Raw genomic sequence first — 12458 nt, 5'->3', positions numbered from 1 at the left:
ACCCCCTATTTTTGTCTGATGTATATTTGATCAAATAATCCGCCATCATCAAAAAATCTTTTCTGCGCCTTTCTCCACCCGCCAAACGCTTGATCAATCGTCACCATATCAATCTTTTTAAACTGGTCTTTATATTTGTTTAAGACTTCTTGATTTCTAGGGCGATAATAGTTATTCGCCGCAATTTCCTGCCCTTTTTCAGAATATAAATAATCTAAATAAGCCTTCGCCACTTTCTCTGTTCCTTTACGTTTCACATTTTGATCAACGACCGCAACAGGCGGCTCCGCTAGAATACTAATTGATGGGGTGACAATTTCAAATTTGTCTTTGCCTAGTTCGTGCTGCGTTAAATAGGCTTCATTCTCCCATGCAATTAACACATCCCCAAGCCCGCGTTCAACAAAGGTCGTTGTGGCTCCGCGTGCACCTGAATCAAGGACTTCGACATGTTCATATAGCTTTTTGACAAAATCCTTTGTTTTTTCTTCATTCCCATGAAATGTTTTATCGGCGTAGGCCCATGCAGCTAAGTAATTCCATCTCGCACCGCCGGACGTTTTCGGATTTGGCGTAATGATGGACACACCTGACCGAATCAAGTCGTCCCAATCTTTAATATTTTTAGGATTCCCTTTCTTCACAAGAAACACAATGGTCGATGTATACGGTGTTGACTGATTTGGAAATTCTTTTTGCCAATCTTTTGAAAGCAGTCCGCGATCTGCAATCGCATCAATGTCATACCCTAAAGCGAGTGTTGCCACATCTGCCTCGAGTCCATCAATAATCGATCTTCCCTGCTTTCCTGATCCACCGTGAGACTGCTTGATCGTGACATCCTCACCTGTTTTGTCTTTCCAATACGTCTGAAAGGCTTGATTGTATTCCTGATACAATTCACGTGTAGGATCATACGAAACATTTAACAGCTCAACCTTTCCTTTTTGGCTCGAGGCTTCGTTTGCGTTTGAGCATGCAGTACTCGTCACAGCCAAGACGAATATAATGGTCACGACCCAGACCCATTTCCACTTTTTCATGTTATCCCGCTCCCCCGTTATTAAAAATAGTGACACCAACCTTGCCGTTTCATACGCAAAAAAGACCCTTAGCCACCTGAAATACATCACAGTCCTGTACTTCAAATTGCCAAGAGCCTTCGGTTGTCCGATCAGCTATGTATGATTGATGTTAGTCTATATATTATTCAAACTATTCACAGGTGTCAACTCTGTTTTTTTCATTTAAACAAAAAAAGAAACGCCATCTTGAAGAGGCGCTTCTTTTCCCGGGAAATGGTTTTTAATCGGCAGAAAGCTTTAAATTGACACCAACAGCGGTTCCATTTCTCGAGGAGTCAGCTACTCCAGTAAATGTCCCTGCTTTTCGATCAATGAGTAAGGCTTGCACATTTCCTATATCAATAGGTGAACTGCCAAAACGATGACCCATATCATTTAGCTTCGTTCTCACATCAAGGGGAACACCTACTTCGTAACGGTAAGAAGTTGTACTGTTTGTATAAATCCGCGGCTCTTCCACCGCATCTTGCAGCTCCATGTCGTATTCAAGCAAGTTTAGGATAGTTTGTGAAACAGAAGCAATAATAGTCGTTCCACCAGGTGAGCCCACAGTCATGACCGGCTCGTTATCTTTGAATATGATGGTTGGAGTCATACTGGATAATGGACGCTTATTCGGCTGGACTTCATTTGCTCCGCCTGGTCTTGCGTCAAAATCTGTTAGCTCATTGTTTAAGAAAAAGCCATATTCCGGAACAAGGATCCCTGTACCAAATAACTGTTCAATGGTTGTTGTGAATGACACGACATTTCCCCACTGATCGGCAACAGTAAAATGAGTGGTCTCGCCAATGGTTTTATCTTCTGGCTGCGGGACAATTGGGGATGGATTTTTTTCCTCCTCATACGCCCATGGATCTCCTTCTTTCGGGTTTTTGTTCATTTGATCTAATTGAATGAGAGAAGCTCTTTTTGAAATGTAATCATCGTCTAGTAGTCCTTTTAGTGGAACATCTACGAATTCGGGGTCGCCTGCATATGCAGCACGGTCAGCATAGGAGAGATGCATTGTTTCAGCTAGCAGCTGATATTTTTCGAATGATTTGGGGTCATATTGTGATAGATTGAAGTGATCTAGTATTTTGAGTATTTGCAGCATAAACACACCGCCTGAGCTTGGTGGAGGCATACTGGCAAGCTGGTATCCTTTATAGTCCCCCCAGATAGGCTTGTCAGTCTTGACCTCATAACGACCGAGGTCATCAGTTGTCATCGTCCCGCCAAAATCTTGGACTGTCTTTGCAAATGCTTTTGCTACTTTTCCTTCATAAAATGCTTTGCTTCCTTTTTTTGCAATGAGCTTAAATGTTTTCGCAAGACCTGGCTGTACAAGCAGATCGCCTTCTTTGAGCGGCTGATCATCTGGAAGAAAGATTGGCGCTGCGGCCGTTTTTTTCAGCTTTTCTTGATGATCTTCAATGGCTTTTGCCAGAACAGAATCGATTTCAAATCCATCCTCTGCAAGCTGAATGGAAGGCTCAATCAATTCCTTCATCGAACGGGTTCCCCACTTATCTAATGCTGCTTCGAGACCTTTTACTGTCCCTGGAACACCAACCGCATTACCGTGTGTGGACCGCTCAGCAAATGGGATGACTTTTCCCTCATCCGTTAAAAACATGTCAGGTGTTGCGCCCTGTGGTGCTCGTTCTCTACTATTGATGATGGATGTTTCTTTTGTCTTTCCATCATAAACCATCATAAAACCACCGCCGCCAATTCCAGACATCATTGGCTCTGTCACATTCAGTGCGTACTGGATGGCAACAGCAGCATCCACTGCGTTTCCACCTTTCTTCAATACATCAGCACCTACTTCTGATGCCAGCGGGTGAGCAGTAGCCACCATGCCATCTTTACCAACAGCTACTTTACTCCCATGAGATTCGTTCGCATTGACTTGGCTGACAGGCAGAAAAAACGAGAAAACAAACAGACATATGGACAAAACAGTTAGAGAAATGCGTTTCATGAACAACACCCCTTCCATATTCTTACTTTGACCTTACCGACTTCTTGACCAGAATACAATAGATTATTCTAAAATTTCAAAAATTTTCATCCTATCATCCTACATTTTCCAAATCAAACATTGTTTTTCAAAACATATGACGCACTCACTCATTAGGAATAAAGACACATCATTTCCAACGATTCAGCTTCAAGGTATAATAAACACAACAAAGAGGGGGAAAAACATTGAACAACAAATGCAGATTATTTTGGGAAGACTATTGGAAAGAGAAACCAGAAAAAGCACCTGCTGACGCGTTTGTTTCGGCGTGGGCATTCGGCTCAGATCCTGATCATTTGCTTGATCTTGTAAAGCAAGGAAAAAAAACAGCCACTTGTTCTGGACACCTTTTTTATGAAAAGGAACAGGAGCCGCTTCCACAACCCGGACAATATGCGGTCATTTTGGACAGCCAAGAAGAGCCAAAAGCCATCATTGAAATTACACATGTTGATGTCATGCCAATGAATGAAGTCCCCGTATCATTTGCACAAGCAGAGGGTGAAGGCGACTTATCTTATGACTATTGGTACAGAGAACATAAAGAATTTTTCACAGAAGCACTCCAATCATACGGTTTAGAATTCAAAGAGGATATGCTTCTTGTTTGTGAACGGTTTAAGCTGATTCATTCAGCTTCTTAGCCTTTAAGCGGCGCCAAATATGGCCCGCTTTTTTCGTTGCTTTTCCCCTTTTAGAAAAAGGTGTGTTGAGATCACATCTTTAGGTCAGAATAAGATCAAATAGAAAAAGTGAAGAAATTTTCGACTACACCTGTTTTTTTTCGACAAAAGAATATATAATTATTTGATGTGTGCATTGTCTCATTTATACAATGGAGGGTTTTTACATGTTAAAAAGGAAAAAAGACAAGTTTTCCGTCTTGTTAACGGAAATTGCTAAAAATTTAGATGAAACTGCTGAGTATTTTGTTAGCTATAAAGTAACAAATCAAACCACTCTGAAAGAATTTTCTGACACATTGAAGGAATATGAGACAAAAGGTGATAATCATGTTCATACCATGATTAAAGAGCTGAACAAAGCCTTTATTACACCGATTGAACGTGAAGACATTCTTCAATTGACGAATAGCCTCGATGATGTTTTAGATGGAATTGAGCATTTTTCCGCAACATTAGAAATTTACTCAATTACAAGCTCTGACGAACATATCGACAAATTCAGCCACTACATCAGAGAGTGTGCGAAAGAAATTTTAATCACAATTGATCTACTAGCTGAAAATCGCTTGAAAGATATTCATCCGCACGCAATCAAGATCAAAGAGATTGAACATAATTGTGACAATCTTCATCGTAAATCATTAAAGAACTTGTTTGGAAAAGAAACAGATCCAATTAAAGTGATTCAATACAAAGAAATTTACGAAACACTTGAAGAAATCGCTGATTCCTGTCAAAGTGTTGCCAACAATCTAGAAACAATCATTATGAAGAATGCGTAACGGGGTTAGTTAAACATGGACACATTACTCATCCTTACCATACTTATTGTCATTTGTGCACTTGCTTTTGATTTCATTAACGGGTTCCACGATACAGCAAATGCCATTGCGACTTCAGTTTCAACGAAGGCATTAAAGCCTAGACATGCAATCATCATGGCAGCGTTCATGAACTTCTTAGGAGCAATGACATTTACAGGTGTGGCAAAATCCATTACAAAAGATATCGCAGATCCATTTACACTTCAAAACGGCTCTGTTGTGATCTTGGCTGCTTTAATTGCGGCCATCACATGGAACTTGCTTACTTGGTATTACGGGATTCCGAGTAGTTCTTCACATGCATTAATCGGATCAATTGCAGGAGCGGTTATTGCCTCTGCCGGTTTTGGCGCTTTAAACTATTCGGGATTCATTAAAATCATTCAAGCACTTTTGCTTTCACCTATCCTAGCTTTCGTATTGGGATATATCGTGTATACCATTATCAAAATTATATTTAGAAACAACAATCTCGCAAAAACAAATAAACAATTCCGACGTGTTCAAATTTTAACGGCTGCACTGCAATCGTATACCCATGGGACAAACGATGCGCAAAAAGCGATGGGAATTATTACGATGGCTTTAATTGCAGGTAATTTGCATACAACAGACGACATTCCTTTCTGGGTACAATTCTCTTGTGCGCTTGCAATGGGACTCGGTACTTCTATCGGCGGCTGGAAGATTATCAAAACAGTCGGCGGTAAAATTATGAAAATTCGTCCAGTAAACGGAGTATCTGCCGACTTAACGGGTGCAGCTATTATCTTCGGTGCGACGTTTATTCACTTACCTGTTAGTACGACTCACGTGATCTCATCTTCTATTCTAGGTGTAGGTTCTGCACACAGAGTCAAAGGGGTTAACTGGGGTACGGCAAAACGTATGCTTGTCACTTGGGTGATTACATTACCGATTTCAGGAACTCTAGGAGCTCTTATATACTTTGTGTTAAATGCGATTCTCTAATATCAAAGACCTGTCTAACAGGTCTTTTTTTATTTGCCCACACACTTAAAACCCTTTTTCTGCAGGACATTTTTTCATGAAGCAGGGTTTCCAATCATATCCATAGAAATAAACAAGTATTCATCTGTCTATGGGAGAGAAGAACATGCTATTATTTTTTCAATTGACTGTATGGTTATTGCTAGGTGCTCTTGCAGTGTATGTATTTGCGGTTTGGCGCTTTGAACAAAAAGTAAAAGAAAAGATGTTTGCCATTCGTAAAACGTGGTATTGGATTTATGTAGCGGGAGCTGTTGTGTACTGGACAAATGACCCTTCTTCTATCTTCACCGATTGGATGCACTACTTGATCATTGCCGTATTTTTCGCATTAACTGATGCTTTCATCTTTCTTAGCTCCTATATTAAGAAACTCGGAAATCATGAGCTGGAAACCGACACCCATCAACTCCTTGAACAAAATAACGATCTGCTTCATTCTTACCTCAATAAACTAAAAACGTACCAATACCTATTGAAAAATGAACCGATCCATGTATATTATGGAAGTGTAGAGGCATATATAGAGGGAATTGAGCGGCTGATTTATTCTTTTGCCGACAAGATGAATATTCAAGCGGTGCTTTGTCCATACGATATGCAGGAACAAAAAGACGACCTGCTTCGGACACTTGACCAGCGGGCTCTTATTCAGGCGAAGCTTGACAGGCAGGAAGTATATTACGATGATTTCGGTCATTTGGTGCTCATCCCATTTTCTGTAGCAGATGCTCATTTTGTCATTAAGCTCACCTCCGATGAGATTGTCACGGAGTTCGACTATTTATTAATGACATCACTTACAACAATTTATGACCTAATCTTGCCTGACGAAGAGGAAGGTGATGAAGATGGACCACGCACTTCAAGGGGATAACAACAATCCTAAGAAAAACCCTTTTAAGATTTTAAAGAAAAAACGCCATATCAGTATGGCCGATTATAAGGTAAGCCCCCATACTGAGCGAATTTTTAAAAAGAATGAACAGCTTCTGGATGAGTATAAAAATAAAAAGGCTTGATTACACTAAAGGACGCGGAACGAAATCCGCGTCCTGCTTCCATTTTCACATAGACTTGCATACAATACACTATACGCTGCAACGATTGAGGTGCCAAAATGAAAAAGAAAATCAAACAACTGAGATATGTTCAGTTTGCCGAATATCAGCCGTCCCCATATACGAAGCGTTTAATTGAAAAGAGTGAAACAGCCATCCAATCATACAAACAGAAACACTCACTGATTTAACAGTTTAAGCAGCTTCTCCTTCGTTTTAGGACCGTATACCCCATCACTTGTCAGACCGTTCACCAGTTGAAAGCGCGCTACGGCATTCGCCGTTTTTTCTCCGTAAACACCATCGATGCCTTTATCTGCAGCCGATTTATCAGGATAAAAATAAACAGCAGCAAGTGCTTTTTGGACGAGGCGTACGTGCTCTCCCTTCGTTAGAGGCGAAGTCACCTTTAAAATCCCATCTGGCAGCTCATACATCATTTTTCCATCATTTCGATAAATTTTGAGAACCTGTCCAATTTGAATCTTGTTCGGGTCGCTAATGTTATTCCACTTCTGAAGATCTTGAACTGTGACGTCATGAGCTTTGGCAATACTCGTTAACGTATCCCCGCTTTTGACAACATACGTGATGACCGTCTCAGGCTCTCCTGCCGTTTCAATTCCTTTTTTAAATTCATCCCATGTAGCGAGAAGCAGACGCGGGCATGTTTTTCCAGACCAGTGCTGATGTGTGACCACATTCGCTAGTGGAATATGATGCTCTTTCAGCAGCTTTTGAATGAGCCATTGCGCATGTTTGACCGCTTGCTGGAAATTCCCATCTTCATTTTCACAAATTTCAATGCCGATCGACTTTCTGTTCCCATCTCCATTTCCGTCCCCTGCATGCCAGCCATTTTCATTTAACGGCAGATGCTGAAAGATTTCATGATCATCCACTGTAAAGTGCCAGCTTTCCGCTGTCGTTGGGCGTTTCACATATGCCGCATGACTTTTTGCATCCGCTCCCTTTGACGTGTTTGCTGTGTTATGCACCGTGACATACATCGGTGTCATGGCGTATCCTGGGCGGTTTCCGTTTCCAACTGGAATAAAATCTTGATAAATTTCTACCATGTTCTGCACTCCCTTTTGCTAGATTGAATTGATCTTTCTCATCCATTGGTGGCGTTCGTAAGACAACTTGTGTTTGTTTTAGTGATAAGACTATGGTAAAATTTGAATTCAATCCACTCTTTTTAGTAATGGAAAACGCAAAAATGAAGAAAAAAACAGGAATTAATTCCATTTTTCCTTGATTTTATGTTAAAATTGTTAAAAATAAGCCGATATTAAAAGTAAGTAATAGCTTCATTAGCTATTTAGTCCTATATGGACTTTTCTTTTACGCCAAAAACAGAACATACGTTTGCTTGGAGGTTTTTAAATGACTGGTTTTTTAACCCATTTAGAAGAAGAGATTAAGCGGTTATATGCCAAATTACAAATAAGCGGTCCTGCTTATAGAGACATGCAAAGGATCGCTTCTGAATTTCATGTATGGGTCCACTATGAGGATACTGGCAGCATGATGATCAAACATCAAGGTCTTTACAGTATTATATTAAACAGATCTCTATCGTCAGAGGAACAATGGCAGGATTTTGCCCACGAGCTTTGTCATGTGCTGAAGCATGCAGGCAATCATTTCAAGATGCACAAACTCTTTCGAGAACTGCAAGAGTTTCAGGCTAAACAATTCATGTATCACTTTTGTGTGCCGACCTTTATGCTGATGCAAATGAAGCTTCCAAACCTTCGGCAGCAAGCCATTTTGCACATTGCGCAAACATTTCATGTCACCTGGGCTTTCGCTGAAAAGCGGCTGGCCTTGTTCGAACAGCGGAAAGCAGGCATTCGCTTCCAACAAGAGTTTACATCTTATTTAATGAAAGCCGAGAAGGTCGCGGAAAAAGAAGCTGTTTATCAAACGTAAGCCTCTTCTGCATAGGACGACATGGTTTATCCATAAAGATTTAATACTTGCTTGAGTACATTTGTGTACCGATAAAATTGCTCATTTTGCGTTTCACGGCGATAGCGCCGTCTGAAGTCTTGAAAGAATGCTCTTCTTTGCGCCTGACTAATTTCAAGTTGTACACTTTTTCCGGTCAGACATTGATTATTAATATTGTGAGGATGTGTTCCAGAATAGCGATCAGATTCAGATAGCAGCACTGCGGGAAATCCATTAAGCGTTAAACGTTTCACTGTTTCTGCCGCTTTTTCTCTGTCTGTCCCGCCCACTAATGTTTGAAGCACCTCCGTTTCCCCGTAGCCATGGAGCGCAAACGTGTAATGATGGGCATGCACTAGAGAAAGGCAGACCGGCTCATTGAAACGTGTGCTTGTAATATGAAGCACATGATTGCCTTTCACTTTAAGGCCTTCAAATAAATACATAGAATCATCACTTGCGATTTCATGAATGAGCTCACTCACGCCAGATTCAATTCCCCCAGCATGAGGGGACAAAACCAAAAGCTGATCTCCTTTCCGCTCGTGAAGAATTTGATAGTCGATTCCCTCTCTTTCATGAGCGGCAAGCTCTTCATAACTTTGATATGTATCAATGATTTGCGTCATTCCATCTTCCCCATTTCTCTATATGAGCATAAGTCTACTGATCTTAAATTCTTTTGTAAAGGGAGTTCGCATGACCTATCGACTTAATACATCCTTAAATTTTCCTTATCTTTTCGGCTATCTGTTGAATTTTGAGAAAAAATGACCGATAATTGAAATGAATAGAACTTTTGGACTATATGAATCTTTTTGTATTCTCTCTCATAAATTAGAAATATTGTGATCTACATCTGGAGGAATTCATGTTAAAAAAGAAAACCACCATCACCTTTGTCATCTTAATCCTTAGCTTCGCTGGCATCATTTACTGGAAATGCTTTTCTCTTCAAGGCGTATCTCACGGAACCTTTATCCGCTCGATGACATCACCTGACGGAACATATATCATCAACACCTATCGACATAGCGGAGGGAAACTAAAGGAGAACGCAGTTAGAGCAGAAATTGAAAACAAACTCACCCACCGAAAGAAAACGATTTACTGGAAATACCCTGATAAAGACCCTCTCATCAAATGGAAAAATGGACAGCTTGTTCAAATTGGGCATGAATTTTTAAATGTGGTAAAGGGAGAAACATACGATTATCGCTTTGACCGTAACAAAAGAAAATAGCGTATCAAAAAAACGAATCCCTTTTGGATTCGTTTTTTACGTTGACATCACATGCTGCATGAATTCTTTCATTTCTTTACTTACGCTCGTCAGTCGTTCCACAATTTCACTAAACTCTGTCACAAGTAAAGCCTGCTCTGATGATGAACCTTTCATATGATCCATACTCTCAAGTAATGTATGTATATTAGAGGAAATCCCTTGCAGTGAACTTTCAATATTTTCTGTTGCACGTGAAGTTTCACTTGAAAGCTTTTGAACCTCACTGGCTACAACACTAAATCCAGCCCCCTCTTTTCCTGCCCTGGCTGCTTCGATTGACGCATTCAATCCTAGCAAACTCGTTTGTTTCGAAATGCCCTTAATCATTTTTGTAATATCAGATGTTTTTTTCGAGCTTTCAAGTGTTTGCTGCGTTTGTAAGGTCATTTCCTCACTTGTCGCAGAAAGCTCTTCTGAATGTGCCGCCACCACATGGACCTTTTCTTGAATACTTTGAATGATGTCATTTAATGACTCCATATATGCTTCAAGCTCTAATTGATTTTTAAGTGGAAAACCTAAAGCGAGTGCGCCAATAACCTGTTGATTTTCATCAAAAATTGGCAGACCCATTGCATTTAACGGTATTCCGTAAACCGATTCAGGCACAAACATACTTGATGTCTCACCTCTGAGCGCTTTTTTCATATTTAAATCATCTGGCTTAATGAGTTCTCCAGCTCGAATTTGAAAATCCACATCTTTCGATGGCAAATACAGCAAGAATTTCTCTCGATCAATGACACCCATCGTCACTTCGTTTTTTAAAATCTGCATCATATAAGGTGCTGCTGTCACAATACTCTGTAGTATATCCAAATTCTCTACCCCCTTATATAGTTTATCGGTCGTTCTTCTTAAATTAATAGTTACTTTTTAAAATAATCATGATGATTAGAAGAAATTCTTCATATTTACGAGTAAAAAGAAGTAATTTCCTTTCTATATTCAAACGTATATTTGCTATAATTAATGAATCAACATATGATGAAATGGTCATGTAACCATTTTGTGTATTCATTGGAGGCGCATGTTGTGACACAACCCATGAAATATGAGCGGGCAATCGTCATTGGTGGAGGTATCACCGGGATGCTCGCTGCAAAAGTTTTATCAACGTTTTATGATCAAGTTTTGATTATTGAAAAGGATGAACTGCCAGACTCTCCTGAGAATCGTCTTGGCACTCCTCAAGCCTTTCATCCACATAGAATGCTGCCACTTGGCAAGCAAATCGTTGAACGTCTATTCCCTGGTTATACAAAAGAGTTACTGGCAATGGGCGGATTTAATACAAGGGATCAAACCTCTCGATTTATCACAAAAGATGGCGAATTAACGCTCACTGATACAGAAGAAACTGCCGTCACAAGACGCGCGATGCTAGAGTGGGTGCTGATGCAAAGAATGGTAAAAGAGGACCGTGTGCAGTTTTTAGATAAACATGAAGCCATCTCGCTTCAGTTTAAAGAAGGAACAAATCAAGTCATGGGTCTCATCGTGAAGAACCGGCAAGTAAAGCCTGGAAGCATTCACGAAATGAAAGCAGACTTAGTGATTGATACGTCTGGAAGAATGTCCAAATTGCCAAAATGGCTGAAAGACGCTGGACTCACTTTACCACAGACTGATGAGTTAAGTGTGTTTCTAGGCTACAGCACAAGATACTACCAAATACCACCAGGTGCGCGGTACATGCAATCAATGGTTGTAGTTGGCCAGCCAGACAAGCAAATCCCAACAGGACTGTTTGAACGGGTTGATCATGATTTAGTAGCTGTGCTTCTTTCTGCAGCTGGCGGTTCACATTATCCAACAACGGATGCAGATCAATTTGATTCAGAAACCGCTGCACTGACCCATCCAGCGATAGCAGAAGCCATCACCCATTTAACGCCCTTTACAAAACCAAAAGGATTTAGAGTTCCTTCTTGCGTGAGACATCACTATGAACACATGCAGGATTGGCCAAGTGGATTATTGGTGATGGGCGATGCCTTGTGTACGTTAGATCCCATTCATGGACAGGGCATGACAAAGGCAGCCCTCGAAGCACAAACTCTTGACCGAATGCTCAAACAAGCACAAAAAAATGAGCGGCTGTCTTTTGAAAAGGACACATTACAACAAATGCAGCAAGCGAGTGAACTTGGCTGGTGGCTTTGTGCAATTGCTGATATGGAGTGGGACGGTGTCGAGTTAAAAGGAGAAACAACCATCCCCCACTTGACGTTCGTACAGGAATTTTTAAATCGCTACGTACAATACGCCATTGTCACAAAACAGCCTAAACGACTTGAAGCGTATCACCGGATGCATTCTTTCTTAACAGAACCGAGAGAAATCATCAACTTAGAACAGCTGCACGACATGATTCAAGCTGACCCCTCTGGAGAAACAGCCGAATGGTGGAAGCAATGGGAGCAAAAGAACGATGAAGGCAACCGAGCTTTTTTCCATGAAGCGGTTCCTGACTTCCGTCTAGAGCACTTTCTGTCATTAAATTGAATCAAAAAAGCCCCTTTAAGGGGCT

General features: G+C 40.7%; 14 protein-coding genes. 9 read left to right on the top strand and 5 right to left on the bottom strand.

All coding sequences use genetic code 11. The features are described from left to right. Positions 1-5 precede the first annotated feature (5 nt). Together MHB67_RS06035 and ggt are read right to left on the bottom strand one after the other, a co-directional pair. The gene (locus MHB67_RS06035) at positions 6-1043 is read right to left on the bottom strand and encodes a sulfate ABC transporter substrate-binding protein (protein ID WP_342492852.1); all 1038 of its coding nucleotides are present in this window, start codon (positions 1041-1043) and stop codon (positions 6-8) included. A gap of 262 nt (positions 1044-1305) precedes the next feature. Then, positions 1306-3057, bottom strand: a complete 1752-nt coding sequence (ggt, locus tag MHB67_RS06030; protein ID WP_133743916.1) for a gamma-glutamyltransferase — start codon at positions 3055-3057, stop codon at positions 1306-1308. A gap of 227 nt (positions 3058-3284) precedes the next feature. Between ggt and MHB67_RS06025 the strand changes: the two genes are divergently transcribed. The 6 genes from MHB67_RS06025 (at position 3285) to MHB67_RS06000 (ending at position 6872) form a co-directional block, all read left to right on the top strand. Next, complete coding sequence (locus MHB67_RS06025; RefSeq protein ID WP_133743917.1) at positions 3285-3743, top strand: ASCH domain-containing protein; 459 nt, start codon at positions 3285-3287, stop codon at positions 3741-3743. A gap of 206 nt (positions 3744-3949) precedes the next feature. After that, complete coding sequence (locus MHB67_RS06020; protein WP_024426775.1) at positions 3950-4567, top strand: DUF47 domain-containing protein; 618 nt, start codon at positions 3950-3952, stop codon at positions 4565-4567. 15 nt (positions 4568-4582) lie between these two features. Next, entirely contained in the window at positions 4583-5581 is a 999-nt protein-coding gene (locus MHB67_RS06015; protein ID WP_017359158.1) for an inorganic phosphate transporter, read from the top strand. Positions 5582-5726: 145 nt separating this feature from the next. After that, positions 5727-6497, top strand: a complete 771-nt coding sequence (locus MHB67_RS06010; protein WP_024424960.1) for a type II toxin-antitoxin system SpoIISA family toxin — start codon at positions 5727-5729, stop codon at positions 6495-6497. Then, complete coding sequence (locus MHB67_RS06005; RefSeq protein WP_080652934.1) at positions 6466-6642, top strand: type II toxin-antitoxin system SpoIISB family antitoxin; 177 nt, start codon at positions 6466-6468, stop codon at positions 6640-6642. Before MHB67_RS06010 ends, MHB67_RS06005 begins: the two co-directional genes overlap by 32 nt. A gap of 98 nt (positions 6643-6740) precedes the next feature. Beyond that, positions 6741-6872 (top strand): type II toxin-antitoxin system SpoIISB family antitoxin, encoded by a 132-nt coding sequence (locus tag MHB67_RS06000; RefSeq protein WP_120207232.1) that lies wholly within the window; start codon positions 6741-6743, stop codon positions 6870-6872. On the opposite strand, the gene MHB67_RS05995 is transcribed toward MHB67_RS06000, so the two are convergent. After that, positions 6861-7760, bottom strand: coding sequence for an N-acetylmuramoyl-L-alanine amidase (locus MHB67_RS05995; protein ID WP_025093453.1), 900 nt, complete (start codon positions 7758-7760; stop codon positions 6861-6863). The two genes, MHB67_RS06000 and MHB67_RS05995, sit on opposite strands and share 12 nt — an antisense overlap. Before the next feature lie 310 nt (positions 7761-8070). On the opposite strand from MHB67_RS05995, the gene MHB67_RS05990 reads away from it, so the two are divergent. Next, positions 8071-8619, top strand: a complete 549-nt coding sequence (locus MHB67_RS05990) for an ImmA/IrrE family metallo-endopeptidase (protein ID WP_024424963.1) — start codon at positions 8071-8073, stop codon at positions 8617-8619. A 26-nt stretch (positions 8620-8645) separates the two neighbouring features. Here the strand turns inward: MHB67_RS05990 and MHB67_RS05985 are convergent, their stop codons facing one another. After that, entirely contained in the window at positions 8646-9269 is a 624-nt protein-coding gene (locus tag MHB67_RS05985) for a poly-gamma-glutamate hydrolase family protein (protein WP_103132237.1), read from the bottom strand. A 242-nt stretch (positions 9270-9511) separates the two neighbouring features. On the opposite strand from MHB67_RS05985, the gene MHB67_RS05980 reads away from it, so the two are divergent. Beyond that, positions 9512-9883: a DUF5412 domain-containing protein gene (locus MHB67_RS05980; RefSeq protein ID WP_024426772.1), complete on the top strand. Its 372-nt coding sequence runs from the start codon at positions 9512-9514 to the stop codon at positions 9881-9883. Between the two features lie 36 nt (positions 9884-9919). Here MHB67_RS05980 and MHB67_RS05975 read toward each other — a convergent pair whose 3' ends face one another. Continuing rightward, on the bottom strand, positions 9920-10744 hold the full coding sequence (locus tag MHB67_RS05975; protein ID WP_034281469.1) for a methyl-accepting chemotaxis protein: 825 nt from the start codon (positions 10742-10744) through the stop codon (positions 9920-9922). A gap of 216 nt (positions 10745-10960) precedes the next feature. On the opposite strand from MHB67_RS05975, the gene MHB67_RS05970 reads away from it, so the two are divergent. Beyond that, complete coding sequence (locus MHB67_RS05970) at positions 10961-12433, top strand: FAD-dependent monooxygenase (protein WP_342492851.1); 1473 nt, start codon at positions 10961-10963, stop codon at positions 12431-12433. The last annotated feature ends 25 nt before the right edge of the window (positions 12434-12458 follow it).

Source organism: Bacillus sp. FSL H8-0516 (assembly GCF_038635285.1).
Classification (GTDB): Bacteria; Bacillota; Bacilli; order Bacillales; family Bacillaceae; genus Bacillus; species Bacillus safensis.
Note: the sequence above shows the minus strand (reverse complement) of the source record. Positions and strands in the feature narration are given on the sequence as shown.

Excerpts from the sequence above, each read along its gene's own strand:
- MHB67_RS06035 (WP_342492852.1), bottom strand. The coding sequence starts at position 1,043 with ATGAAAAAGTGGAAATGGGTCTGGGTCGTGACCATTATATTCGTCTTG.
- ggt (WP_133743916.1), bottom strand. The coding sequence starts at position 3,057 with ATGAAACGCATTTCTCTAACTGTTTTGTCCATATGTCTGTTTGTTTTC.
- MHB67_RS06020 (WP_024426775.1), top strand. The coding sequence starts at position 3,950 with ATGTTAAAAAGGAAAAAAGACAAGTTTTCCGTCTTGTTAACGGAAATT.
- MHB67_RS06015 (WP_017359158.1), top strand. The coding sequence starts at position 4,583 with ATGGACACATTACTCATCCTTACCATACTTATTGTCATTTGTGCACTT.
- MHB67_RS06010 (WP_024424960.1), top strand. The coding sequence starts at position 5,727 with ATGCTATTATTTTTTCAATTGACTGTATGGTTATTGCTAGGTGCTCTT.
- MHB67_RS06005 (WP_080652934.1), top strand. The coding sequence starts at position 6,466 with ATGAAGATGGACCACGCACTTCAAGGGGATAACAACAATCCTAAGAAA.
- MHB67_RS06000 (WP_120207232.1), top strand. The coding sequence starts at position 6,741 with ATGAAAAAGAAAATCAAACAACTGAGATATGTTCAGTTTGCCGAATAT.
- MHB67_RS05995 (WP_025093453.1), bottom strand. The coding sequence starts at position 7,760 with ATGGTAGAAATTTATCAAGATTTTATTCCAGTTGGAAACGGAAACCGC.
- MHB67_RS05990 (WP_024424963.1), top strand. The coding sequence starts at position 8,071 with ATGACTGGTTTTTTAACCCATTTAGAAGAAGAGATTAAGCGGTTATAT.
- MHB67_RS05985 (WP_103132237.1), bottom strand. The coding sequence starts at position 9,269 with ATGACGCAAATCATTGATACATATCAAAGTTATGAAGAGCTTGCCGCT.
- MHB67_RS05980 (WP_024426772.1), top strand. The coding sequence starts at position 9,512 with ATGTTAAAAAAGAAAACCACCATCACCTTTGTCATCTTAATCCTTAGC.